The following is a 25,630-nucleotide window of genomic DNA, read 5'->3' on the forward strand; positions in this document are numbered from 1 at the left end:
GTTTGTTCGGTGGTTATTATTGACAATAGAAGAATATTAGTAAAAGTGGCCCAAATGTATTATAACGAAGGAGCTACCCAGTCGGAGATTGCGGAAGTCATCGGTGTCAGCCGTTCGCTTGTGTCGAAATATTTGACGAAGGCAAGGGAACTGGGAATCGTGGAAATCACGATCCATGATGAGGGCTTGCATCAATTTAGTCAGTTAGAGCGGAAGGTGGAGCGGCTTTATAACCTTCGCGAGGTTGTCTGTATTGAAAGTGTGGGACAGGAATCTTCCAAGAAACAGCTGGCAGAAGCAGTGAGCGAATTTTTACAAAGGATGATTAAGGACGGACAAATCATTGGGTTCTCCTCCGGGACCACCTTGAATGAAGTGGCCAAAGCGTTGAATTCGCCGCAAATGTTTCCTAAACTTACGGTTGTTCCATTAGTAGGCGGAATGGGGAACGAACAGGTAGATATCCACTCCAATTCGATTGTTGCGAGAGTTGGAGCAGCATTTCAAGCGCAATGTGAATTTCTTCATCTCCCTGTAATGGTGGACACAAAGGAAGCGAAGGAAGTGCTTATGCGGCAGCCTTCCATCCACAGCACGTTTACCCTTGCCGAGCAGTCAAATATTGCCGTGGTGGGGATTGGGGGAAGCCCTGAGCATTCTACAATGGTGAAATCGTACTTAGGCTCAGACTTTCAGTCAATTATAGATGACAAAGAAATTGTCGGTGACATTTGCTATAACTTTATTAACAAATTCGGCAAGCCTGTCGAAAATCAGTGGAACGACCGGGTCATTGCTCTCGAACTTGAAAAGTTAAAGCAGATCCCGCTTGTGATTGGTGTTGCTTCCGGTTTAGAAAAAGTAGAGGCGATTAAAGCGGCCCTCGAAGGGAACTTAATCCATGTCCTGATTACAGATGAAGTGACCGCAAATGCCTTGGTTGAATAGTTAGAGAAGAAAGCTGCACTGGGCGTCATTCAAGTGCAGCTTTTTATTTATTGATGACCAAAAATTTATATAAGTTTTTTGAAAGTTCACTCTTGACAGCCCTTACATGGAGGTATAGACTAAAGTTGTAGGAACAAATGGTATGTAAAGTAACATATGTGAATTAAACAAGGATAGTGTTACAGTGGATAACATTTGTAACTAAAATAATAGTTAACCGTGTTTGTTAGTTAGATAGAATGTAAGCGTTATAAATTAAGAACCTATTTAGGAGGAATCGTACATGTCAGTTTATCAACAGCTTTTACAACGTGAACGTGAAAACGCGCCAATAAGAGTAGGAGTAATCGGCGCTGGTCAAATGGGATTCGGAATGATCGCGCAAATTTCCAATATTCCTGGAATGATTGTTGCAGGTGTATGTGATGTCAACGTGGAAGCTGCCCAGAGAGCAGCGGACTTTTATAACTCAAAAGCTAGTAAAAGGAACCCGGTTATTGTCACAAGCGATTTTCGTGAAGTGATTCAATCTCCAACGGTGGAAGTCATTGTCGATGCGACAGGGGTGCCAGAGGTCGGAGCAAATATCTCGCTAGAAACCTTACGCTCGAAAAAACACCTTGTTCTTTTAAATGTTGAAGTAGATATTACCATCGGTTCTGTGATGTATCAAATGTTTAATAATGCAGGCTTAGTATATACAGGTTCTGCAGGCGATGAGCCGGCTGCAACTCTAGAATTATATGAATTTGCGAAAACAATGGGATTTGAAGTATTAGTTGCAGGTAAAGGAAAAAATAATAAGTTAAACCCACTATCAAATCCTGATGTTTGTGCCGCGGAAGCGAAACAAAAACAAATGAGTGCCCATATGCTGGCAGCCTTCCAAGATGGAACGAAAACAATGGCGGAGATGAACCTGTTAAGTAATGCAACCGGTTTTCTGCCTGATAAAGTCGGCATGCATGGTGTATCAGCAACCGTTCAAGATGTGGCGGACAAATTGGATCTAAAAGAAAATGGCGGCGTACTGGACAGCTTCGGTGTTGTAGAATATGTAGACGGCCTTGCTCCTGGTGTATTTGTCATCGTAAAAAGCGACCTAGAACCTGTTGACCACGAACTTCGTTATTTAAAAGTGGGGAAAGGGCCACACTATACACTATATCGCCCATACCACCTTGCGAGCTTGGAAACACCGATTACAATTGCAAAAGCAGTCCTACAACATGATTCATCCATCCACCCAATTGGTGCACCAATTTCTGAAACAGTAGCTGTGGCTAAACGGGATATTAAAGCAGGCGAAACATTAGACGGCATCGGCGGCTATTCTGTTCGCGGTGTTCTTGAGACACATGTGGATATGACAGTAAACGGCCATATTCCAATCGGCCTGATCAGCGGTAAAGTGGTTGTGAAAAAGGATATTAAACTTGGCCAATTCTTAACGTTGGATGATGTGGAATTAGATTCATCGACAACCGTTTGGAAGTTACGCTCACTTCAAGATCAGCTATTCCCAGTAAGTGTTGAGAATCGCCCATTAGTAAGACTGTAAAAACAAACTTCGGAGGTATAGAACGTGACAAAATCAGTTGTACAGGAAATCGGGGTATTAGTGCCGACGTTTAAAGAGGATAAAATTGTAATCTTATTTGGCCCGCAGGCACCAAAGGAATTGCGCGAAATGGCGGTCATTCATGAATTTGAAAGCGTAACGGAGGAGCCATTAAAAGAGGGCGGTACGATTCAATTTGGCGGGGAGTCGTTTACGATAACAGCCCTTGGAACACTAGCGAACAAAAACTTTAAGGAATTAGGGCATATCTCAATTTATTTCCAAGAGCCAATGGAGGAAGTGTTACCTGGAGCGGTATTTGCACACCCGCATCAATTCCCAACCATTGAAGAAGGAACAGTTATTACTATAAAGTAGGCCGTAAATAAAATAGATCATGAGCAGTGAAGGCGAAAAGGGAAAGAGGAAATGGTTCGAAAAAAACCTGCCCGCTTTTCCCTTTTTTTATTAAAATTTTCCGGAAAATCAGCCTGCTTTTACTTGACGGAAAGGGTAATAGGGGGTATGATGTTTACAAATGTAACACATCAGAACAAATGTAAAAGGAGGAAATAGAAATGATGAAAACGATGAATCTGCCAGAGATGATTACGGAAGAGAAGTTGAAAGATTTATATAAACAAATGTGGCTCATCCGCTATTTTGATGAAAAGGTGGATCAGTTCTTTGCGAAAGGGTTGATTCACGGAACTACCCATCTATGTGTCGGCCAGGAGGCATCCGCTGCCGGTTCGATTGCTGTGATTGGCAGAAAGGATAAAATTGTCAGCACACACCGCGGCCATGGCCATTGCATTGCCAAAGAAGGAGACGTTAACAAAATGATGGCTGAGCTGTTTGGCCGGGAAACAGGTTATTGTAAAGGAAAAGGCGGCTCAATGCATATTGCCGATGTTGAAAAAGGGAACCTTGGTGCCAATGGTATTGTTGGCGGCGGCTTACCGCTTGCAGTCGGTGCAGCGCTCACGTCTAAAATGAAAAAGAAAACTACGTTGTCCTTTGCTTCTTTGGCGATGGTGCTTCAAATGAAGGAAGCTTCCATGAATCCGTTAACCTTGCTGCGATTTGGGATCTGCCGGTTGTCTTTATTTGTGAAAATAACCAATACGGCATGTCTGGCCCGGTAAAAGAAATGACACGAGTTGAAAATATTGCTGACCGTGCCGGTGCATATGGAATTCCTGGCAAGGTCGTAGATGGACTTGATATGGTTGAGATCATGAATTCGGTAAACGAGGCAGTAGAGCGTGCCCGCGGTGGATTTGGTCCAACGTTAATTGAAATGAAAACATACCGCTGGAAAGGCCACTCTAAAAGTGACGCGAAAAAATACCGCACACGTGAAGAAGAGAAAGAGTGGAGAGCAAAAGATGGTATTAAGCGGTTTAAAGAGTTCCTGATTGGAGAAGGAGTCTTAACGGAAGAAAGTGCGAAACAGCTGCATGATGAGGCACTTCAAGAAATAGAGGATGCGGTAAAGTTCGCAGAGAGCAGCCCTGAACCATCAATTGATAGTTTACTAGAGGATGTCTACGCATAATACAGGAGAGGATGAAAATGATGGCTACAAGAGAAATTACTTATTTAGAAGCAGTACGTGAAGCGATGAGCCAGGAAATGCGGCAAAATGACGATGTCTTTATCCTTGGTGAAGATATCGGTGTTTACGGCGGGGCGTTCGGTGTTACTCGCGGCATGATTGAAGAATTCGGACCAGAACGTGTGCGGAATACCCCGATATCAGAGGCTGGGATTGCCGGTGCAGCGGTCGGTGCTGCGTTAACGGGTATGCGTCCGATCTTGGAACTGCAATTTTCAGACTTCATCACAATCGCGATGGACCAAATTGTTAACCAAGCAGCGAAAACACGTTATATGTTTGGCGGGAAAGGAAAAGTGCCGATGGTGTTACGGACACCTGCAGGTTCCGGAACAGGGGCTGCCGCTCAGCACTCGCAAAGCTTAGAAGCATGGATGGCCCATATTCCCGGCTTGAAAGTGGTGCAGCCTTCAACTGCCTATGATGTTAAAGGTCTTTTGAAAGCAGCGATAGACGATAACAATCCAGTTATATTTTACGAACATAAATTACTGTATAAAACTTCTTCACACGTCCCAGAAGAACAATATTCAATTGAAATAGGCAAAGCAGATATCAAACGTGAGGGTACAGATGTAACGATTGTCGCTACAGCGATTATGGTTCATAAAGCGCTTGAAGCAGCCTTAGAACTTGAAAAAGAAGGAATCAGCGTCGAAGTTGTTGACCCGCGGACGATCGTACCGCTTGATAAAGAAACCATTATTAACTCGGTGAAAAAGACAGGCCGCTTAATTGTGGTGCATGAAGCCGTCCGCCGCGGCGGTATTGGCGGTGAAATTGCCAGCATGGTGGCTGAAAGTGAAGCGTTTGATTACCTGGATGCACCGATTAAGCGCTTAGGCGGTAAAGAAGTGCCCATTCCATATAATCCAAATTTAGAAAAAGCAGCGATTCCACAGGTGCCTGACATTTTGGCAGCTGTTAGGGAAACCGTTAAATATAAATAGAAGGAGGGGTTCACAGTGGCAAAAGAAATTTTCATGCCAAAGCTTAGTTCGACAATGGCGGAAGGGACCCTCCTTCAGTGGTTTAAAGAAGAAGGGGAAAGCGTCGAGATTGGCGAGCCATTGTTTGAAATCATGACGGATAAAATTAACATCGAAGTGGAAGCTTACGATGCCGGAATCCTTTTGAAAAAATATTTTCAAGTAGATGAGCAGGTGCCGGTCAATCAAATCATCGGTTATATCGGTGAGGCGGAGGAAACGGTGCCTGACACCTCACCGGGAATTTCCGGTTCTGAAGAAGCGGCAAAGGAAGAGGCTGAAGTTCAGGCGCCTGCAGAAGTGGTTTCTGTGGAAGCAGCCTCCGCGGGAAGTCAAAGTGGCGAGAAGCCGCGCGCCACACCGGCTGCACGGAAGCTTGCAAGGGTAAATGAGCTGGTATTAGGGAATATCCAGGGAAGCGGTCCAAATGGCCGTGTCCAGAAAAGAGATGTCGTCGCGGTTGTCGAAAGTGTATCGGCAGTGCCGAAAGCAACTCCGCTTGCCCGGAAGATTGCTGCTGCCGAGCAGGTTGATTTGTCAGCGGTTACCGGCAGTGGGTTAAACGGAAAAATTGTCAAGACGGATGTCATCTCTCGTGCAGCTAGAGCAGAAGCCGCTCCGGCACCTGCCCAATCACAGCGCAAGAAGATGTCCGGTATGAGGAAGGTGATTGCTGAGCGGATGGCACAAAGTGCTTACACAGCGCCGCATGTTACCTTAACAACAGATGTGGACATGACGAAGGTGAAGGAGCTTCGTGCTTCCCTTCTGCCAGTGGTCGAAAAACAAACTGGTTTGCGATTATCTTATACAGAAGTATTAATCAAGGCCTCTGCTGCCGCTCTTTCTCGTCATCCGGAAGTGAATGTATCAATTGAAGGCGATGAAATCGTACAGCATGGACATGTCCATATTGGACTGGCTGTGGCTGTTCCTGGCGGACTAATGGTCCCTGTTGTCAAAGATGTACTCTTTAAGGGGCTTTCTGAACTTACTCAAGACGCGAAGGACATTGGCAAGCGTGCCCGGGAGAATAAATTACTTCCAGACCAGCTAAAAGGTTCTACGTTTACGATCAGTAATCTTGGCATGTATGCGGTTGATGCGTTCACACCAATCATCAATCAGCCGGATAGTGCGATTCTTGGGGTCGGCCGGATCGTTGATAAACCTGTTGCTGTTAATGGTGCACTAGAAATTCGCCCAATGATGACGCTCAGTTTATCGTTTGACCACCGGGCCATCGACGGTGCACCGGCGGCTGCCTTCTTGACAGAATTGAAACAAATTCTTGAAAATCCGTTTGAGTTACTAGTGTAATGAGGTGAAAGAGTTGAAATCATCCTATGAAATCGTCGTAATTGGCGGTGGACCCGGCGGTTATGTAGCCGCATTAAATGCAGCAGAGCTTGGTAAAAAAACAGCGCTGATTGAGGCGGATTTTCTCGGCGGCACGTGTTTAAACAGAGGCTGTATTCCGTCCAAAACCTATTTAAAGCATTCTGAAATAATTGAACAAATTGAAAAAGCGAAGGATTGGGGGATCGAAACCGGCTCCCTGACCCTTTCCTTTGATAAAATGAAGAAACGAAAAAATGACGTCATCGAGCGTTTGCGCGGCGGCATAGCCTTTTTGCTGAAACAAGGGAAAATTGATGTCTATAACGGCTTTGGAACGCTTTTGGCAGACGGAAATGTCATGGTTAAAACAGAATTAGGGGAAGAGACGATTGGAGCGGAAAAGGTCATTGTGGCAACTGGTTCAACGCCGGCTGTGCCACCAATTCCAGGGCTGGATTCTGTCCACTATCACACAAGTGATACGATCTTTGATCTTCCGGATATTCCAAAATCGGTAATCATTATTGGCGGCGGAGTCATTGGCGTCGAATTTGCCACGATTTTTGCTGCCTTGAAAACAGAGGTTACAATCGTGGAGGCAGCTGACCGGATTGTGCCGACGGAGGATGCCGAGGCCTCAAAGTTTTTGGCAAAGAATTTGAAGAAAAAGGGTATTAAGCTTCATGTTGGGGCTAAAGTCCAGCAAGTGGAACAAACCGGCAGTGTAAAAACAGTTGTTTGCGTCGATGCAAAGGGCAAAGAGCTGGCCCTATCAGCCGATACTTTGCTTGTCAGCACAGGCCGCCGGCCAAACCTGTCTGCGGTAAAAGAGGTAAATCTTGAACAAAACGGTCCGTTCCTAAAGGTAAATGATCAAATGGAGACAAGCATTAGCCATGTGTATGCCGTGGGCGACGTAATTGGCGGCTGGCAGCTTGCCCATGCCGCAAGTGCGGAAGGGGTGGTGGCAGCGAATAATGCGGCCGGAATCCAAGATAGTATAGATTACAAAGTAATGCCGCGCTGCATTTACACGCTTCCGGAGATTGCTTCTGTCGGCTTGTCAGAGGAAGAGGCCAAGAAGCAGGGCATCGAAGTCCGGACCGAGAAGTTTGACTTTGCCGGAAGCGGGAAGGCATTAAGTGCAGGAGAGCCGGAGGGCTTCACGAAGGTGATTTTTGAAGCGAAATACGGAGAAATTATTGGCGTAGTGATGGCAGGAGCCCATGTTACGGAAATGATTTCCGAAGCATCAGCGTTTATGTATCTCGAAGGAACCGTAGAGGAAGCGGCAAAAATGATCCACCCGCATCCAACGATTTCAGAAACATTTTTTGAAGCGGCTGTGAAGGCTGTTCAGAAACTGGAGTCTCGTAAAAAGATGGTCCTTGTTGGTTAATTTCATAGGTTTATAAAAAACACATTTGAAATCCCTCATTCCTTGATGATTGGGGGATTTCCATGTGTTTTTTAGCTAAAAAGTGGAGGCGTGCTGCGTTGGTATGGAACGATTTATTGGTTTTAAAAGGAATATCATGTAAAATGTTCTTATAGAATACATTTGTAAAAATCATGGGCTTTTATAAAAGGGGCTGTCTACGTGGAGTGGCAAGAAAGAAGGCAATTGGTTAAGGTCTCCAGCATGTATTATAACGATGGCTGGACACAGGCTGAAATCGCTGCAAAATTGGGCGTATCAAGACCCGTCATATCCAAATTGCTTCAAAAGGCAAAGGATGAGGGAATTGTAAATATATATATTAAAGATGAAACGGTTCGAACCGTTGAATTGGAGCAGCAGCTTGAGAAATATTTTGGTCTCAAGGATGCTGTTGTGGTACCTGCCAACGGCGTGTCAAGTGAATTGGCAAAACGGGCAGTTGGTCTAGCAGGTGCAAACTACTTATCGCAAAATATGAAGGGTGTCAAAAGTATTGGTATTTCATGGGGCACGACGCTTGCCCACCTTGTTCATGAATATCCTTATGAGCGCAGGGAAGACATAAAGGTTGTCCCATTAGAGGGCGGTATGGGTGTAAAATCAGTGGAAATCCATTCCAACCAGTTGGCCAACGATTTAGCGAAAAAAATGAACGGCACATGTACGTATCTGTATGCCCCAGCGATTGTTGAAACAGAAGAAGTGAAAAATCGGCTGATGGCGATGCAGGATATTAAAACGGTATTAGAAAGTGGACGGAATGTAGATGTTGCGGTAATCAGTATCGGCAATCCTTTCAAGAATTCCACATTAATGAATGTTGGCTACTTGAAGGAAACGGATTTAAGCCATCTCCGTGAATTGGGAGTGGTGGGTGACATTGGGTACCGCTTTTTCGATCAAAACGGAAATTCTGTTAAGGATTCTTTATACAGAAAGGTAATTGGCATTACCATGGAAGAAATTAAAAACATTGATATGGTGATTGCTGTTGTTGAAGGAGAGCCGAAAGCAGAAAGTGTGCTTGGCGCATTAAGAGGCCAATTGATTGATGTCCTGATTATTGACGAACAAATGGCAGGTGCAATTTTAAAAAAATATCAACATGAGGTATAATATAAAATAGTAAGTATCTACTAAATTTTTCATTATTTTAGGTAGAGGAAAATGAGTAAAATCAGGTACATGTTCACAATCGTTTGATTACTATATAATATGAAAAATTAACTTGATTGAAAAGATAGCAGCCCGCATAACGGGTTCTTTTTTGAAAGAAAGTCTGTGGAATATTTGTAAAGGAGAAGACCTATATGAAGATTTCAGAAATAGATGTCACCCTTTATTGTTCACATTGTCATGACGAAACCCTGCATCGTGTTCAATATTTAAACGATAAGATTCAAAGTATTGATTGTACGAACTGCCGCCGTACAATCGAGACAGATATGAGTCCGATGAGGGAATTGTACAAAGAGGTATATAAGCGCGTTACATCGAAACCAACAAGATTAACTGATGAATATAAAACGGATCAAGGGAAGTTCATTGAGGGGTTTCCGAAGAGAGTGTTAAGTAAGCCTTTACGTCTGGTAAAATATCTCAATGAAACGAAAGAAGCTTTGAAAAAAATCAATAAAAAGGTGCAATGATCTTTTTCAGGCGATTTTCACTCCATTAAATGTAGGTCTTTATTTCATAATTTGCGTTTAAACTTTGCTCTCTGACATCTTTCGTCGGAGAGCTTTTTATGTTGCAATTTGTCTATTTTTGACTAAATTTGATATTTTTTTCAATGATTATGTCAAATGATGCTGTCTGCTAGTATAATTAATGTAGTGTGAATTCTATAATGGGGCTCACTATTAATGAGAGAATAACAGTTTAAGAGGGGGATTATTAAATGGCAGGTTACAAATTGCCGAAGATCGTCTTATCGATTGGTCTCGGCGCGTCATTGTTGACACCGGCTACTGCTTTCGCGCAAGAACCGGCACATGATTTTACACAGGCAAAAATTCAGTTCGAGCAAAAGCTAATGCAGTCAAAGGCTGGTGAGAATCAGCTTAAAACTGAGGATAATGGGGAAGAAGCAGTTGAAGCAGTCTATGTCACAGACTATAAATTCACCGAAGATTCAGTGTGGATTTCTTGGATGTACGATTATCGAAGCCCAATGATTTCCTATCAAATTCTTTTGAATGGCAACCAAGTTGCGACTCTACCAGCAAACCCAAATGAAGAAGAAAATGTATATTCGATTAAAAACTTGGAGCCGAATACAACGTATTCCATAACGATTAAGGTTTTGAAAAATGGCGTATGGACAAATGAGGAAACCACATTTGAATTTACAACCTATGAAGCACCAAGCGGCGGGGTTGTTACCCTCAAGGATGCCAACCTAGCTGAAGCCATTAAAGATCAGTTGGGAATTGAAAATCGCGGCCTATACGAAAGTGACCTTGACCATTTGACAGAATTATATGCATACGATCAAGGGATTTCATCAATTTCGGGACTTGAGAAAGCGGAAAACCTGGAGATCCTCGATCTATCCAACGATCCTATCTCTGATATCAGACCTTTGGCTGGGTTGAAACATATATATTACCTTGATTTATCCGGAACCGAAGTTAAGGACATTGAAACTCTTCTTACGCTAGAAAGTCTTGAAACAGTATTCTTTTATTATTCTCCGATCAATTTTTCAAAAGGCAGCAGTGCAAGAAAGGTGGCAGACCAGTTGGTCAGTAAGGGAGTAGAGGTGGTATATAGTTTACTGGCTGAAGACAAAAAAATCGTTTCCAATAAAGCGTTTGGACTGGCCTGGAATGATTTCAGCGAGATTAAACCTGATTATTATAAAGTTTATTACGGTGAACGGTTTAGTGATGTAGAAGGGTCTGAAGTGAAGACGACATCTAAAAATGTCTTTTTAACAGGATTAAAGCCTGATACTGATTATGTTGCATTTGTTGTTTCATATACTAATGGGGAGGAGCCGGAGGAACTTAATGTATTACCGGTTTATTTCCACACTTCGACCAAGGCCGCTATTACAGGTTGGGTCCAATTAGGTGACAGTTGGTACCATTATACGGCTGGTACAGATAAGCTTACAAAAGGCTGGTTAAAATCCGGTCCAAGCTGGTATTTCATGAAAAATAATGGTGAAATGGCTACAGGATGGGTATATACAGGCGGAAAATGGTACTTCCTGAATCCAAATGGTGACATGAAAACCGGTTGGGTATTTACAGGCGGGAAATGGTACTTCTTGGACACAAGTGGCGCCATGAAAACTGGCTGGGTGAAAACAGGAGATACATGGTACTTCATGAATAATAACGGCGCCATGCTAACCGGATGGGTGAAATCAGGGTCCTCTTGGTACTACATGAATCAAAGTGGTGAAATGGCTACAGGATGGGTATACACAGGCGGAAAATGGTACTACCTCAAATCCGACGGAAGCATGGCCTACAACACCTATATTGGTAAATACAAACTAGGCAAAGACGGCGCCTGGATTCACTAGAACAAAGAGCGCCTGAACAAAGGGTGCCTGACACCCTTTGCCCTATGACGAGAGTAAATAGGGTGTCAGGCACCGTGAAAGGCAACGTGAGGGTATTTTAACATGCTGCGGGAATGTGTGGATTCCTGCAGTTTTTTTTGGTCAGCTTTTTTAACAGAAGGAAGCGTCAAAAAAACGGTCGCTAATAAGGCTCTAAGCGACCGATATATTAAAAAGACTAGCTGCTGCATTCGCAAAACTACATTTTTTCCACAGTAACTCTTCCTGAAAAGAAGGTTGCGCCGCCTCCCATATCGCTGATGCGATCTGGGGTTAGCGAGTTAACTAGGTATTTTGGGGCTGTTGAATCTTCTTCTGACCTTGCCGCAGCATCCGACCAGAGTCCTTGTGATACGACCACTCCTGGTAGGACATTTTCCCCGACCACTGCCTGAAGCACACATTCCCCGCGATTATTCCACACCCGCACTCTGTCTCCATCCACAATGCCAGCCCCAAGCGCATCTAACTGATTCATATGTAACTTAGGTTTTTTTTCCAGGCTGATATGTTTCGGATTATTGGAAAAGGTGGAATTTAGGAAATTATGATTCGGCCCGGGTACAAATTGAATGCGATGGTCTCCATCATTCACGAGCGGGATATAAGTTGGCAGGGCAGGATACCCATCTTGTTTCATCCTCTCGGAATATAGCTCTATTTTTCCACTAGGAGTCGGAAGTGTCCCGGGGAACAGTGGTTTGACCTTGGCTTTCAGATAGTGCTGTTCAGATAAAGCGTCGTAATCAATCCCCTCCAAATAAGGATTTTGAGGATGATTCAGGGCGCTTGCAATCATCGCTGTCTCTGTTTCTGTGAAAGCTGCCTCATCACCAAATCCCATTCCATTTGCCAGTAAACGGAAGACGTCCACATTTGATTTTGACTCCCCGAATGGTGAGATGAGCGGCTGCTGGATTTGGGCATAATGATGCCAGTACGATGTGTATAAATCCGTGTTTTCAAAAGACGAAGTTGCTGGCAGAACAAGATCGGCATACTTGGCCGTTTCTGTTAAAAATAAATCATGAACGACAAGGAATAAATCTTCTCGCGCAAGACCTTCTCTGACTTTATTGCTTGACGGTGCAACTAAAGCGGGATTGGAACCATACACATACAGCGATTTAATCGGCGGGTCCAGCGTTAATAATGCATCGCCCAGCAAGTTCATGTTGATGACCCGGGTATTTTTATTTTTCAAAAGCTCTGGCCGCTGCAGGCTCGCAGTGTTTAGGGCAAGGTAGGCAGAATTACCTTTAATGGCACCGCCGCCTTTCACGAGCCATTGACCGGTTAGGGCAGGAAGGCATGAGATAGTACGGACGAACATGCCGCCATTGTCATGATGCTGGGGCCCGTTGCCGATGCGGATAAAGGAAGGTGACGTTGCGCCATACATCCTGGCCAGCTTGTAAATGTCTTCTGCAGGTACGCCGGTAATTTCGGACACTTTGACAGGGTCATATTGAACGACATGGTCGCGCAGTTCATCGATACCGACAGTATATTTTTGCAAAAAGTCGTGGTCTACAAGTTCTTCGGCAAATAAGACGTGCATTAATCCGAGGGCGAGGGCACTGTCCGTCCCTGGCCGAATCGGAATAAACCAATCTGCCATTCTGCCTGTTTGATTTTTATGAACATCGATGACGATGATTTTGGCATCGTTTTGCTTGCGGGCCTGCTGCGCCAGGGCGACCTGGTGCATGTTGGTACTTACCGCATTAATACCCCAAAAGATGAACAGCTTGGAATGAACCGTATCCTCAGGGTCAATTCCTAAGCTTGCGCCCATCGTATATTGATACCCTGCTGAGCCAGCCGAGTTACAAATTGCCCGGTCCAATCTTGAGGCACCCAAGTGATGCCAAAAACGGCGGTCCATGCCTTCAGCGCTTAGCCTTCCCATGTTTCCGTAAAAGCTGTAGGGGAGAATGCTTTCCGGTCCATCTGTGGCGATGAGATCCTTCCATCGGGAAGTAATGGTGCTTAGAGCATCCTCCCAGCTGATTCGTTCAAACTTTCCCTCACCTTTGGGGCCTATACGTTTTAACGGATATTGCAGGCGACTTTCATCATAAATTCTCTCTGACATGTTGCGAACCTTGTTGCAGATATGACCTTTGGTTACCGGATGCTCGGGATTGCCCACTACCTTTACAATACTTCCGTCCACCTTATGCAGAAGCAACCCGCACTGATCCGGGCAGTCCAGCGGGCAAACAGCATGAAACACACCATTTGGCACATCAATGAAAGATGGCATAGTAACACAAAAACCCCTTTCCACAATAACAATCACCCAAACATACCCTCGGGGAGCGGCCAGGCATTTCAATTGTCCGCCCCAGGTGGAATACTGTCTTTTCGTGGTGTCAGGCACCATTAGCAATAGATTGATATTTTTAAATTTTGCTACTATCATAACATGAATATGGGTGTCAGGCACCATGAAGGCACATTAGTCTGTGGAACTTTGGGAATAAAATAGGCTGAATCCCATTTTTGATGTGGGCATGTGGTATAATAATTTCGATTATTGTGGTTCATATTGGGTAAATATAAAAATATTGTCATAATTTGCATATAATGAGTGACGAAAAAAGGAGAGACAGGCTGTGAAAAAGGTTCGTAAAGCAATCATCCCTGCTGCTGGATTAGGTACACGTTTCCTACCAGCAACCAAAGCAATGCCAAAAGAGATGCTTCCGATTGTGGATAAGCCAACGATTCAATATATCGTTGAGGAAGCAATTGCTGCTGGAATCGAAGATATTATTATCGTAACAGGTAAAGGAAAACGGGCAATTGAGGATCATTTTGATTTTGCTCCTGAGCTTGAGAAGAACTTGCTTGAAAAAGAAAAGTGGGATCTTTTAAATAAGGTAAACTACACCTCCAATCTTGCTGACATCCATTATATCCGTCAGAAAGAGCCGAAAGGACTGGGGCATGCAGTGTGGTGTGCACGGAATTTTATTGGCGATGAGCCATTTGCCGTGCTATTGGGTGATGATATTGTCCAAAGCGATACCCCGTGTTTAAAGCAATTGATTGACCAGTATGAAGCGACCTTCTCGTCGATTATTGGGGTACAGCATGTTCCGGAAAATGAAACACACCGGTACGGGATTGTCGATCCGCTTGCGCAGGAAGGCAGACGTTATCAAGTCAAAAACTTTGTTGAAAAGCCAAAGCCTGGAACAGCTCCATCTAACTTAGCGATTATGGGAAGATATATCCTAACCCCTGAAATATTTATGTTCCTAGACCAGCAGGAGGAAGGGGCTGGCGGTGAAATCCAGTTAACGGATGCCATCCAAAAGCTAAATCAAATCCAGCGCGTCTTTGCTTATAACTTCGAAGGAAAGCGGTTCGATGTCGGTGAAAAAATTGGCTTTGTCAAAACAACAATCGAAGTAGCCCTCCAGCAAGAAGGCATTCATGATGAACTGCTGCAATTCCTAAAAGAACTCATCGCCGCAGACGAAGAAGGAAATAGGAAACCAAACAGCACAAAAGAAAAAGTGGAAAACAACACCCAGCAAGTATAAATGGTGTCAGGCACCCTTCGTGGACACGTTCCATCTGGGGTGGACAGTTCCGAATTCTGTGCTCTTTTGCCGGTGGTTGTGAACGTACCGCAAGAGGTGTGGTTGTGAAATTGAAAAAAGCCGCATTTTACTTGGAGTAGACCTCTTAGTAAAATGCGGCTTTTCCTTATACCTTGAACTGGTTAGGGATTATTTACTGAAAAAATTTCATGACCCCGTTAAGCAGCCCGGAACAGAGTTTGTTTTGATAGCTGTCACTAACAAGATTTGCCCGTTCTTTGTCATTTGAAATGAAGCCGATTTCGACTAAAACAGCCGGTGTTTGATTGCCCCGTATGACTCTAAAGCTCTCATCCTTTATGCCCCTTGAGACCGCTCCTGTTGTTTTAATAATTTCATCCTGAAGGAAGGAAGCGAGCCGCTTGCTTTCCGCAGGCATGACCCCATCTGCTGAATTATGATAGGTTTCAATTCCCTGCGCCCCGCTGCTAGTAGACGAATTTACGTGAATACTGATAAATGCATCCGGTTTGATCGAATTCGAAAACTCTACACGCCCGTCCAATGAAACAAATTCATCAGTGCTTCTCGTTAAATAGACGGTGTAGCCGTTATTTTTTAAGAGATCAGCAAATTTTAGGGTGACCTGTAGGTTGATGTTCTTTTCAAAAACACCAGCCGCACTGGCGCCGCCATCATAGCCGCCATGCCCGGCATCCAAGACAATCGTTTTGGTTGTCGAATCCTTCGAATGGGCATAAGGATTCCAGGCGCCATTGGCATCTAAAAAGTAATCCACACCGCCAACTGTAATCCAGCCAGTCAGCATGATCCCGTCGGAATCGGAATAATACCAATAGTTATTCACTTTAAACCAGCCAATTTGCAATGCGCCGGATTGGTTGAAGAAATGCCATTTTCCATTCAATTTGAGCCATCCAGTCTGCATGGCCCCGCTTGAATTTAAATAATACCGTCCTTTGTTATCTTGAAACCAGCCTGTTTGCATTTCCCCTTGTGAATTTAAAAAGTACCAATTCCCACCGGTTAACAACCAGTTTGTCTGGAGCGAAAAATCGGAGGCAGCATAATACCAAATGTTATTTAGTTTGAACCAGCCCTGTTGAAGCTGTCCTGTCTCATTTGCGTAATATTTTTTCGAATTGACCGTAAGCCAATCACCGATAAAAAGGACACCGTCCTGATCAAAATAGTAGCCCTTACCGCCTACTACGGCGATTCCGGTTGTTAATGCCCCGCTATTATTAAAAAAGTACTTTTTTCCTTGCTCTTCATACCAGCCTGTTTGCATGGTCCCATTTTGGTTTAAATAATATTTTCTACCGTTCTCGGCCAGCCAGCCGGTTTGAACGATGCCTTCTTGGTCGGAATAGTACCACTTGCCGCCGCTTAATCCCCATCCGGAAATTAATGCGCCATTAGTATTAAAAAGATATTTCTTCTCACCAATATCTACAGGGCCTAATGCAGCATAGCCATCACTCTTAAAGTAATATTTCTTGCCGCCGACTTCCTGCCACTGGTTCTCGAGCATAACTCCTGAACTATTAAAATAAAAAAGATCCGCCGCTAGACTTAAAAGCCCTGTGGCTCGTTCCCCGCTTGACTTGAGATAATACCAGACGTTATCCAATTTGAGCCAGCCGGTTTTCATGGCACCATCGTCCTGGAGATAATACCATTTCTCCCCGAGGTTCAACCAGCCGGTTTTCATTTCTCCGTTTGCCTGGAGAAAATACCACTTACCGCCGGTATACAGCCAGCCGGTTTTCATCGCCCCATCGCCTTGCAGATAATACCATTTTCCTTCAGATTTTAGCCAGCCTGTCAGCATGACTCCTTTTGCGTCCATGTAATACCATTTATTCCCGCTATAGACCCATCCCGTTGCTGCTGTATTGTTTTGGTAGAAATACCACTTACCGTTTTCTTTTGACCAGCCCCAATTGACAGCATAGGAAGGTGAATTTCCTAATCCCATTGATAAAAGCAATGCGAAAATTGATAAAATGATGAGTTTCCTTTTCAATGCCTTATTCCCTTTCCCCTCTTTTTCTAATTATTCTAATGAACCTATTTACCCGTTTCTTCACGCCCTGTGTGGACAAAATGGCCGCTACACCGGAAATAGATATGTTTATATTAAACTCTATTTCTGGTTATGTGAAGTATAAATCGCCAAAATTCTTCCTGTATTAGGAAAAAAACGTAATTTCATAGAGAAGGTTGGCGTATGAATTAAGGGATCAGAGTGGAAAAAGATCAAAAATCGTAAGTTTCCCGGGGAATAAGGCGATTTTTGTAAGGAATCTTTTAAATGAGGGGTAATTTTGCGATGGGTGTGAAGTTCTATTTTAGGAAAAAGTGAACAAGTAAACACCCGCACAGATGAAGCAATAAGAGAGGTTCCAAATATGTCCCATCATACACCCATTTCCCGTTGCCACATAGGATATAAAATGAAGATAAACGGGGGAGGTTCTTTTATGTATCCTTTTACAAATTACCATGATGCCTTATATCGGCAATCTAATACATTGATTCAGGATATTGAAAAAGCTATTAATGGTGAATATAGTGCTATTGATTGTTATGCGAGGCTGGCCAATTTAGCGCCGCATAAGAAGGAAAGGGAGCGAATCCTTGAGATTCGACAGGATGAAATAAAACATTATCAGCAATTTGTTCAAATTTATCGCGGCCTTACAGGAATGCCTCCTCAGCCCAAAATGATTGAGGGGTGTCCGGGGGTATATTTACAAGGATTGGAATTTGCCTTAGAGGATGAGCAAAAAACAGTGGATTTTTACTTAGAAATTGCGGATACTTCGAACGATCCGTTCATTAAAGAGGTTTTCAAGCGGGCAGCTGCAGACGAGCAAAATCACGCTGTTTGGTTTCTGTATTATTTTGCAAAAGCAAAGAAGTGAACTCTCCAATAATAGGAAAATGCCCCGAAATGAACTGGCACCGGGGCATTTTTGTGTTTGACCATAGTAAATAGGAGGGGGGCGGAGGTGTTAGTCGGCGTCACCTCCCCCGCCTACATAATCTCCACTGTCTCCGCCACCGTCAGAATTTCCTCCGTTTTCCTCACCGGAGCCACCACTGTCATCGTTATTGTCACCTGACTCTCCATCCGCCACGTGGTTATGATCATTGGCTGAATCATTGTAGTAAACGTGATTATTAGGATTGTCGCTTGAGGATCGCACTTTTTCTTTACTTAAACTGGGGAAAATTAAAAAAGCTATAATAATTAGTAAGGTACCGAAGAATTCCTGTGTGACGAAAATAAGATAAATTCCGTACACAAGAAGGAGGACACCAACTATTCTTTGAATCATTCTTACACTTTTCAGAGACATTCCTCCTAAATATAAAGTAAGAAATGATAAGACATTTATTAATAAATATTAAGGCTGAGGACTTTTTATTCATTCCTGTCACACTTCAGGCTTGGTCGTTTTTTCAAAACAAAATTAAACCCCAAGTGAAAGCACAACACCCCAAACCACATCTTTGAACAATTTGTTACATAATCAAAAAGCGCCAACCAACATGGAAAATATTTGTATAATGAAAAAGAAGGGAATGGTGCCTGACACCCAAACTACCATTTCCATCATAATAATATTTTATAGGAGTGATTGATTTGGCCCGTAGGATTCGCTTATGGTTTGAAGGTGCGAAGTATCATGTGACCAGCAGAGGTATTCGGAAGAGTTCGTTATTTTTTGAGGATAAGGATTTTGGAACGTATCTGGCTTACATAGAAGAAACGAGAGAACGTCACCCCTTTCATCTCCATTCTTACTGCTTAATGAGTAATCATACCCATCTCCAGATTGAAACGCTTGACACCCCGCTCAGCAGCATCATGAAACATCTCAATACGAAATACGCAAAATATTTTAACCAAAAGTATGAATTTTCCGGCCACGTGTTTGAAAAGCGCTATGGTGCCGAGCTCCTCAACTCTCGTGAATATGAGATTGATGTCAGTAAATATATTCATCTAAACCCGGTAGAAGCCGGGATGGTGACGGCGCCTGAGGATTATCCCTGGAGCAGCTGCCGTGCCTTTCTCTACGGTGAAGCTGAAGCAAACCCTCATATTGACCCCAAACCAATTCTTTCTTATTTCCCTGATCCGCAACCCTATTATTATCATCAATATTTGAAATCCCGAGGAACGGACAAGTTTTTTTGGGAAGATGGAAAAATGACCAAACGGGAAGGGGAGTGGTTTCCATGTGGGCTCGAGTAACGAGTATCGGCCTAAAGGGGATGGAAGGCTACCGGGTGAATGTGGAGGTTGGGACATATGTTGGTAATGACTCGTTTAAAATTGTTGGACTGCCGGACGCTGCTGTAAAAGAGTCGAGGGAGAGAATTATTGCGGCCCTCAGTTCGTTAGGTTACGTGCTATCGGGTAACAAAATTATCATTAATCTTTCGCCGGCCGATCAGAAGAAAATGGGGCCGATGTTTGATTTTCCGATGGCGATAGGGCTGCTGCTGAGCTTGCATGAGCTGGAAGCGTCGATACCAGATGATACTGGTTTCCTCGGGGCGCTTTCCTTGGACGGTTCAGTTCAGCCAGTTGAGGGACTGCTGCCTGCTGTACTTGCAGCAAAGAGGCAAGGGATTCGAAGACTTTATATCCCGTTCGATGAACATCTCCCGGAACTTGATTTTGATGGGTTAGAAATTATTTATATTACTTCATTAAAAGATGTCATCGGACATCTTGGGGGTCAATAGGTCCCGCCTGTACATGAAACGATGGAAAACGAGGGAGCCATCAGTGAGAATCGTTATTTAGATTTTCAGCAAATTTTCGGGCATGGAGATGCCAAACACGCACTTGAGATAGCTGCAGCCGGGGAACATCATGTATTGATGACAGGGCCGCCTGGATGTGGAAAAAGCCTGCTGGCTGAAAGCTTCCCGTCTATTTTGCCATCATTATCAAAAGAAGCCTGGCTTGAGGTACTTAGCCTGTATCAATTAAGTAGAAGCACATACTCACAGAGTCATCTGCCTCCCTACCGGAGTCCTCATCATTCCGCTTCAGGGGTAGCTATCATCGGCGGCGGTCAATACCCAAAGCCGGGTGAAATATCGCTTGCCCATCGGGGTGTTTTATTTCTTGATGAAATTGGGGAGTTTCCAAGGAAAACACTGGATATGCTGCGGCAGCCACTCGAAAACGGGTTGATAACGATTAGCCGCACACATGCCTCAATCTCCTATCCCGCTTCTTTTCTATTAATAGCTGCCATGAATCCTTGTCCATGTGGATATTCCGGCTCGAATGCTCATTATTGTACCTGCTCGACAAAACAAATCCTCACCTATCAAAATAGGCTCTCGGGTCCGCTGAGGGATCGGTTTGATATTAATCTTACATTAAGGCCAGTTAATTTAAATGCTGCAAAAGGGGGGATTCATGAGCAGGAGGAACCGTCAAAAATTGTACAGGAAAGAGTGGGGCTGGCTAGGGAAAGGCAATATGACCGCTATGGCGGTGAGATTTGCAATGGTCGAGTACCTTATGATATCCTTCTGCGAGCAAGTCCCCTAACAGTCACACAACAATCAAACTTGCAAAAGCAAGCCATCAAGAAAAACTGGAGCAACCGGACCCAAATCAAAATCATCCGCCTCGCCCGTACCATCTCAGACCTCCAAGGAACCCCGGCCATCACCGACCGAAGCATTAACGAGGCGATAAAGTTGAATACAGTGTAAAGGGTGTCAGGCACCATCCGTGGACAGTGTCCATATGGGGTGGACAGTTTGTTTGCTTATCAAGCAGCGGGGGACGAAGGAGGTCCCCTGCTGATTGATGGGGCGCCGGATCCGGACTTGCGCCTTATTTAGGCTATTGGTTTTAGTAACGTTGGGGCTGCAGTTGATGCAGCTTTGATTCGTATGTGAATATTCGGTGAAATAGCGTGATCATCTTTTCTAAGGTCGATGTGGAATCATGGCCGATGCAGGCAATTTGAATCCAGTTTCGCTGCCTTAAGTATTCGCTCTCAAAATGTAATAGGTATCCATTGTAATAAAGAAGCTTCCCGATTTCATAAGAGGAGACAGTTTCCGGGAGCTCAATGGTCAGGATCATCGGAGAACGATGACCGTCGCTTGATATCAACTGAAAGCCGTAACTTTTTAGCTTATTTTTCAACCACTGATGTGCTTCGGCAATCTCTCGGTAAGTTTCGTCGGTAATATTCTCCACTGCCACAAGCAGTGCTTCCACTAAGTTGGATGAATGAGAAAACGGGATGCCATCCTTTAGCATGTAAACACCTAAATCAATATATTTCGGAATCACCGGCGAGGGTGCAACCTCGTGGTGATGAAAGACGAAGGACAGCCCGGTAAAGGCACGCAATGCTTTCCCGCTAACACCTGTTGCAAGAAAAACCCCAGATAAATCCAATTCCACAGCACCAATGGAACTGATGCAGTCAAGACAAAGCTTCAGGCTGTACTCTTCCGCAATCCCCTTTAGAACCGTCAAGTCATTTAACATGCCAGTTGACGTCTCACTATGGACAGCCCAAATCCATGTTCGAATCGTTTGATACTTTCGCAGCAATTTCTTCCTTGGAAAAAGCGTGACCCCATTCTTTTTCCAACACATCAAAGCTTAATCCCTGCCGCCGTGCTTGGTCCACCAAGCGGGAGCCAAACTCTCCATTCGCTAAAATCAATCCTCTGCCGTTTAATAATGAAAGTTGAGCAGCTACAACTTCATTTGCCAGTGAACCCGTACCTGCTAAAATTTGAACATGCTTGCAGTTTGTTAAGCGGCGAAAGATGCTTCTGACCCTGTCTAGCTTTTCACGAAAAACATCTGAACGATGGGAGTAAGGACTGCCCATTAGTGCTGTCCGGACTTTTTCTGGGATTTGGACCGGACCTGGTAAAAACGGGACAGCCGGTCTGAGAATTCTGCCTGCAAACGATGCGTCAAACGTTGCTTTCGTTAAATACATTGGTTGGAAACGGGCTTCTTCTGTACCGGTAAGCTGGGCAAATGGCTGGAATCCCATTTGGTTATAAAGCTTTAATTGACGGATCGTTCCTGAGATCACAGCAAGGTCGTATCCTTTTTCTAAACAAAATTTTGCTAAAAATTGCGCAAGCCCGGCAAAGACACGGCCATTTCGGTATTCTTTTTTGACCGCCAGAAGCCGAACCTCACAGGGCTGATTGACTTTAAAAGGCAATGAATCTTCAACGGCACCTATTTTCCGGTCGAGTGAAAACGGACGCTGGCTGCGGACGGCGACCATTCCGACAAGCTCATCGCCTTTGATGCAAATAATATATGTATTTTCATGATGGAAAGGATCGACTAATTGTTTTTGCTTATTTTTTTCATGCTGGGGAATTTCTTCTGAAAAAGTTTGATAGTTTAATTGATGAATTCGTTCAAATTCTTGAAGGCTGGTTGCAATTTTAAAAAAATACGACTGATTATTGTCCACGGTTATTCAACCTTTCTTTGATATTTTCAGAATGTGCTAGAAGAACGACGCCGGTAATGGCAAGTTCAATGAGACAGGTTATCCCATTATATTGCTTAAAAAATAGAAAGACAGGAATGGCAAGGAATGCCCCTAACCCGGCAATGGTAAAACTTTTGATAAAGGGATAAAGGGCGAAAAATGCCAGCAGGATGACAGGAATTAGCAGTGGTTCGAAACAAATCATTCCTCCAATAAAAGTGGAAATTCCTTTCCCGCCCTTGAATTTCAATACGGCAGGCTTAATATGGCCAAGTATCGCCATCCCCAGGCCAAGCAATTGAATAGGCTCGGAAAAATGAATCGAGCGGGCGATCAAAATGACGGCAGCACCTTTTAAAGCATCGCCCAGAAAAGTAGCGACAAACGCCTTCTTTCCATGAAGACGGCCTGCGTTCCGGGCTCCGACATTCCCGCTCCCATGAAGACGAATATCCTTGCGGTACATGGCCTTTGTAACCAAGTAGCCAAACATGACATTACCAATCAAATAGGATAGAACAAAATACAACCATATCACTTGAACCACCACCTAATCTAAAATGGGAACAATTTTATATAGAAAAATTGTATGGATATCTCACAGGATATTCGGGAGAATTTACCAAAATGCTCTTACTATCATTTTGAGGTGATTTGAGTTTGATTTCAATGGAAAGTTTAGAAGAATTGTAACAACCTGCTGGCTAAAAACAGAGACCGAGAGGATTAAAATCCTCCCGGTCCACTTTAATAGTGCTTCCAACGGTGCCTGTGATTAAATAAACAAAAGTAAGCTAAGGGCCATTACGGCCATGCCGCCAATCAGTCCATAGATGGATAAGTGGGCCTCATCGTATCTTTTGGCTGCGGGCAGTAATTCATCAAGGGAGATAAATACCATAATGCCCGCCACAGCTGCGAATATTACTCCAAACATGATGTCATTCAGAAATGGCATAAGGAAGAGGTAAGCGACCAATGCGCCAATCGGTTCCGATAAACCGGATAAGAAAGAAAGCTTGAAGGCTCTTTTCTTATCGCCTGTTGCGAAATAGACTGGGACGGAAACGGCAATCCCTTCTGGAATATTGTGGATGGCAATGGCCACGGCAATGGCAATTCCAAGTGCCGGGTCTTGCAGTGCCGAGGTGAAGGTTGCAATCCCCTCAGGAAAGTTATGAATTCCGATTGCCAGCGCTGTAAATGTCCCCATTTTTAATAAATCAGGATGTGTGCCTTTACTGCCGGGAACCTGCATGTCTTCCACTGTTTTTAGTTCATGGGGATTACTTTGTTTTGGAATGAATTTGTCAATGCTGGCAATCAAGAGCATGCCGCCAAAAAAACCGCCGACGGTTAACCAGTTACCAGGTCCAATTCCCAAAGCGTCAACGAGTGCTATTTTTGCCTTAACAAAGATTTCAACCATAGATACATAAATCATCACCCCAGCGGAGAATCCAAGGGTTACCGATAAAAATTTGGTGTTGGTATGTGAAGTGAAAAAGGCAAGAATGCTGCCAATTCCAGTTGCAAGGCCAGCAAATAATGTTAATCCGAAGGCTAATAACAGATTTTCAGTCACCTTCATTTCACTCCTTTATGAAAATGTCCTCATCGAAAAACATTCAATTTTATAAACCTTTTAGTTTTGCTTCTACTTTATATGCACTAAGTGAGAAATGTTTCCGATGAGAAACAAATTGTCACATCAATTTATCTCTGCTGTATTACGAATTGTTTTTTTGGGGCAAAAAAAAGCTGACTAAACAAGCCGCCTTGGTGGGACGGTCTGTTTAGTCAGCTAATTTCACTATGTAAGCTCCGCTTCATTGTAATTCCAGTTGTTTCTTTAGTTCAGTCTGAATTCGCTGCTTTTCTTCTGCTGCAACTACGCCATAGTAGATCTTATTGATCATGGTGCCCGTTTCATTGATTTCCATTTGCTGAATATTTTTTCCGGCATCTCGATAGTTTTTTTGGATATCTGTCATTTGTTCAAAGGTCAAATTTGTTTTTATATTTTTTCCAATGGCAGTGAAGAAGTCAGAAAAATTCGTTAAGCTTGATAAACTTACACCTTTATCTATGACCGCCTTGATGATTTGCCGCTGTCTGGATTGACGGCCGAAGTCGCCCCGTGGGTCTTCATAGCGCATTCTGGAAAAACTAAGCGCCTGCTCTCCGTTAAGCGTGATTTCTCCCTTTGCAAAGTGGAAATGATCCTGGGAAAAATCCAAGTCATTTTGAACCTTTACACCGCCAACGGCATCGACAATATCCTTAAATCCTTCCATATTAATTTGCATAAAATAGTCTATTGGGATATCGAGGAAATGTTCAACGGTATCCATCGCCATGGGTACCCCGCCGAAAGCATAGGCATGGTTAATCTTATCCTCCGTGCCCTTTCCGATAATTTCGGTGCGGGTGTCACGGGGAATGCTGAGCATTTTCACGGAATTGTTGTTTGGATTTACCGTTAAGACAATAATCGTGTCAGATCGCCCCTTATCGCCTTCCCGCTCATCAACACCAAGCATTAAAACAGAAAAGGGGTCTTTTTCTTTAAAGACCACGGGTGTTTCCCGTTTGACAGATACCTCTCTTTCAATCGGCTGGTGCATCGTTACTACGGCATTTTTTAAGGATGAATAAACGGTGTAGGCGTAAACTCCTACAGTGATAAACAGTAGTAAAAGAATAATCCCCGTAACCTTTAACCATTTACTGCCTTTTCGCTTGTGAGACTTCATCGGTAAAACCCCCTTCATTTAACAACATAAAACAGGATGTCAGGCACCGCTCATATACAGGTTAGGTTCTTAGCGGTAGATGATGTGTTAGCTTACAAGGGAGTAAGTTCAAGATGTTAGCAGCTTGGTAATCTTTAAGATTAGGTTTTAGCAGGTCTCAGGAGATTTGGTCTGTGGAGATGATAAATAACTACTATCCATTTTACCACTAGCAGTAAAGAAATCCCAATATTCTATGAATAATATCATATCCATATGCAGCCGACAGAAAGAAAAACATAAAATA

At 43.7% G+C, this 25,630-nt stretch carries 23 protein-coding genes and 1 pseudogene; 16 read left to right on the top strand and 8 right to left on the bottom strand.

Annotated elements, in window-relative coordinates; all coding sequences use genetic code 11:
- The first annotated feature begins 9 nt into the window (after positions 1 to 9).
- The 10 genes and pseudogenes from ACO1D1_RS00100 to ACO1D1_RS00145 all read left to right on the top strand — a co-directional run bounded on the left by ACO1D1_RS00100 (position 10) and on the right by ACO1D1_RS00145 (position 11,439).
- A complete protein-coding gene (locus ACO1D1_RS00100; protein ID WP_149871723.1) occupies positions 10 to 948 on the top strand; it encodes a sugar-binding transcriptional regulator in 939 nt (312 codons plus the stop codon).
- A 283-nt stretch (positions 949 to 1,231) separates the two neighbouring features.
- On the top strand, positions 1,232 to 2,509 hold the full coding sequence (locus tag ACO1D1_RS00105) for an NAD(P)H-dependent oxidoreductase (RefSeq protein WP_423334538.1): 1,278 nt from the start codon (positions 1,232 to 1,234) through the stop codon (positions 2,507 to 2,509).
- Positions 2,510 to 2,533: 24 nt separating this feature from the next.
- Positions 2,534 to 2,887 (top strand): PTS glucitol/sorbitol transporter subunit IIA, encoded by a 354-nt coding sequence (locus ACO1D1_RS00110; RefSeq protein ID WP_149871721.1) that lies wholly within the window; start codon positions 2,534 to 2,536, stop codon positions 2,885 to 2,887.
- A 200-nt stretch (positions 2,888 to 3,087) separates the two neighbouring features.
- A pseudogene (locus tag ACO1D1_RS00115) lies at positions 3,088 to 4,070 on the top strand (thiamine pyrophosphate-dependent dehydrogenase E1 component subunit alpha).
- 17 nt (positions 4,071 to 4,087) lie between these two features.
- Complete coding sequence (locus ACO1D1_RS00120) at positions 4,088 to 5,080, top strand: alpha-ketoacid dehydrogenase subunit beta (protein ID WP_423334539.1); 993 nt, start codon at positions 4,088 to 4,090, stop codon at positions 5,078 to 5,080.
- Between the two features lie 15 nt (positions 5,081 to 5,095).
- On the top strand, positions 5,096 to 6,439 hold the full coding sequence (locus ACO1D1_RS00125; RefSeq protein ID WP_423334540.1) for a dihydrolipoamide acetyltransferase family protein: 1,344 nt from the start codon (positions 5,096 to 5,098) through the stop codon (positions 6,437 to 6,439).
- Positions 6,440 to 6,452: 13 nt separating this feature from the next.
- Positions 6,453 to 7,859: a dihydrolipoyl dehydrogenase gene (gene lpdA, locus ACO1D1_RS00130; RefSeq protein WP_423334541.1), complete on the top strand. Its 1,407-nt coding sequence runs from the start codon at positions 6,453 to 6,455 to the stop codon at positions 7,857 to 7,859.
- 243 nt (positions 7,860 to 8,102) lie between these two features.
- A complete protein-coding gene (locus ACO1D1_RS00135; RefSeq protein WP_423334578.1) occupies positions 8,103 to 9,017 on the top strand; it encodes a sugar-binding transcriptional regulator in 915 nt (304 codons plus the stop codon).
- A gap of 194 nt (positions 9,018 to 9,211) precedes the next feature.
- Complete coding sequence (locus ACO1D1_RS00140) at positions 9,212 to 9,550, top strand: bh protein (protein WP_149871717.1); 339 nt, start codon at positions 9,212 to 9,214, stop codon at positions 9,548 to 9,550.
- A 251-nt stretch (positions 9,551 to 9,801) separates the two neighbouring features.
- Entirely contained in the window at positions 9,802 to 11,439 is a 1,638-nt protein-coding gene (locus tag ACO1D1_RS00145) for a fibronectin type III domain-containing protein (protein ID WP_423334542.1), read from the top strand.
- Between the two features lie 238 nt (positions 11,440 to 11,677).
- Here the strand turns inward: ACO1D1_RS00145 and ACO1D1_RS00150 are convergent, their stop codons facing one another.
- Complete coding sequence (locus ACO1D1_RS00150) at positions 11,678 to 13,747, bottom strand: molybdopterin-containing oxidoreductase family protein (protein WP_423334543.1); 2,070 nt, start codon at positions 13,745 to 13,747, stop codon at positions 11,678 to 11,680.
- Positions 13,748 to 14,099: 352 nt separating this feature from the next.
- Here ACO1D1_RS00150 and galU point away from each other — a divergent pair, with 352 nt between their 5' ends.
- Positions 14,100 to 15,035: a UTP--glucose-1-phosphate uridylyltransferase GalU gene (gene galU / locus ACO1D1_RS00155; protein ID WP_423334544.1), complete on the top strand. Its 936-nt coding sequence runs from the start codon at positions 14,100 to 14,102 to the stop codon at positions 15,033 to 15,035.
- Positions 15,036 to 15,228: 193 nt separating this feature from the next.
- Here galU and ACO1D1_RS00160 read toward each other — a convergent pair whose 3' ends face one another.
- Positions 15,229 to 17,085, bottom strand: coding sequence for an N-acetylmuramoyl-L-alanine amidase (locus ACO1D1_RS00160; protein ID WP_423334545.1), 1,857 nt, complete (start codon positions 17,083 to 17,085; stop codon positions 15,229 to 15,231).
- Between the two features lie 457 nt (positions 17,086 to 17,542).
- On the opposite strand from ACO1D1_RS00160, the gene ACO1D1_RS00165 reads away from it, so the two are divergent.
- Entirely contained in the window at positions 17,543 to 17,986 is a 444-nt protein-coding gene (locus ACO1D1_RS00165) for a ferritin-like domain-containing protein (protein ID WP_423334546.1), read from the top strand.
- 90 nt (positions 17,987 to 18,076) lie between these two features.
- Here ACO1D1_RS00165 and ACO1D1_RS00170 read toward each other — a convergent pair whose 3' ends face one another.
- Positions 18,077 to 18,424, bottom strand: coding sequence for a hypothetical protein (locus ACO1D1_RS00170; protein WP_423334547.1), 348 nt, complete (start codon positions 18,422 to 18,424; stop codon positions 18,077 to 18,079).
- 278 nt (positions 18,425 to 18,702) lie between these two features.
- Between ACO1D1_RS00170 and ACO1D1_RS00175 the strand changes: the two genes are divergently transcribed.
- Genes ACO1D1_RS00175 through ACO1D1_RS00190 form a run of 4 tightly spaced genes read left to right on the top strand, consistent with a single transcriptional unit; the run spans position 18,703 to position 20,945 of the window.
- The gene (locus ACO1D1_RS00175; RefSeq protein ID WP_423334548.1) at positions 18,703 to 19,326 is read left to right on the top strand and encodes a transposase; all 624 of its coding nucleotides are present in this window, start codon (positions 18,703 to 18,705) and stop codon (positions 19,324 to 19,326) included.
- Complete coding sequence (locus tag ACO1D1_RS00180) at positions 19,311 to 19,823, top strand: magnesium chelatase domain-containing protein (RefSeq protein ID WP_423334549.1); 513 nt, start codon at positions 19,311 to 19,313, stop codon at positions 19,821 to 19,823. Before ACO1D1_RS00175 ends, ACO1D1_RS00180 begins: the two co-directional genes overlap by 16 nt.
- Positions 19,824 to 19,844: 21 nt before the next feature.
- Entirely contained in the window at positions 19,845 to 20,813 is a 969-nt protein-coding gene (locus ACO1D1_RS00185) for a YifB family Mg chelatase-like AAA ATPase (protein WP_423334550.1), read from the top strand.
- A 3-nt stretch (positions 20,814 to 20,816) separates the two neighbouring features.
- On the top strand, positions 20,817 to 20,945 hold the full coding sequence (locus ACO1D1_RS00190) for a hypothetical protein (protein ID WP_423334551.1): 129 nt from the start codon (positions 20,817 to 20,819) through the stop codon (positions 20,943 to 20,945).
- Positions 20,946 to 20,955: 10 nt separating this feature from the next.
- Here ACO1D1_RS00190 and ACO1D1_RS00195 read toward each other — a convergent pair whose 3' ends face one another.
- The 5 genes from ACO1D1_RS00195 to ACO1D1_RS00215 form a co-directional block, all read right to left on the bottom strand.
- Positions 20,956 to 21,672 (bottom strand): hypothetical protein, encoded by a 717-nt coding sequence (locus ACO1D1_RS00195; RefSeq protein WP_423334552.1) that lies wholly within the window; start codon positions 21,670 to 21,672, stop codon positions 20,956 to 20,958.
- Positions 21,623 to 22,567 carry a GNAT family N-acetyltransferase gene (locus ACO1D1_RS00200; RefSeq protein WP_423334553.1) on the bottom strand — a complete coding sequence of 315 codons (945 nt, stop codon included), beginning with the start codon at positions 22,565 to 22,567 and terminating at the stop codon, positions 21,623 to 21,625. Before ACO1D1_RS00200 ends, ACO1D1_RS00195 begins: the two co-directional genes overlap by 50 nt.
- Entirely contained in the window at positions 22,557 to 23,126 is a 570-nt protein-coding gene (locus ACO1D1_RS00205) for a glycerol-3-phosphate acyltransferase (RefSeq protein ID WP_423334554.1), read from the bottom strand. Before ACO1D1_RS00205 ends, ACO1D1_RS00200 begins: the two co-directional genes overlap by 11 nt.
- 237 nt (positions 23,127 to 23,363) lie before the next feature.
- Entirely contained in the window at positions 23,364 to 24,173 is an 810-nt protein-coding gene (gene zupT / locus ACO1D1_RS00210; RefSeq protein ID WP_423334555.1) for a zinc transporter ZupT, read from the bottom strand.
- Between the two features lie 244 nt (positions 24,174 to 24,417).
- A complete protein-coding gene (locus tag ACO1D1_RS00215; protein ID WP_423334556.1) occupies positions 24,418 to 25,344 on the bottom strand; it encodes a LytR family transcriptional regulator in 927 nt (308 codons plus the stop codon).
- Between the last annotated feature and the right edge of the window lie 286 nt (positions 25,345 to 25,630).

The organism is Neobacillus sp. 19, from assembly GCF_049463095.1.
Classification (GTDB): domain Bacteria; phylum Bacillota; class Bacilli; order Bacillales; family Cytobacillaceae; genus Neobacillus.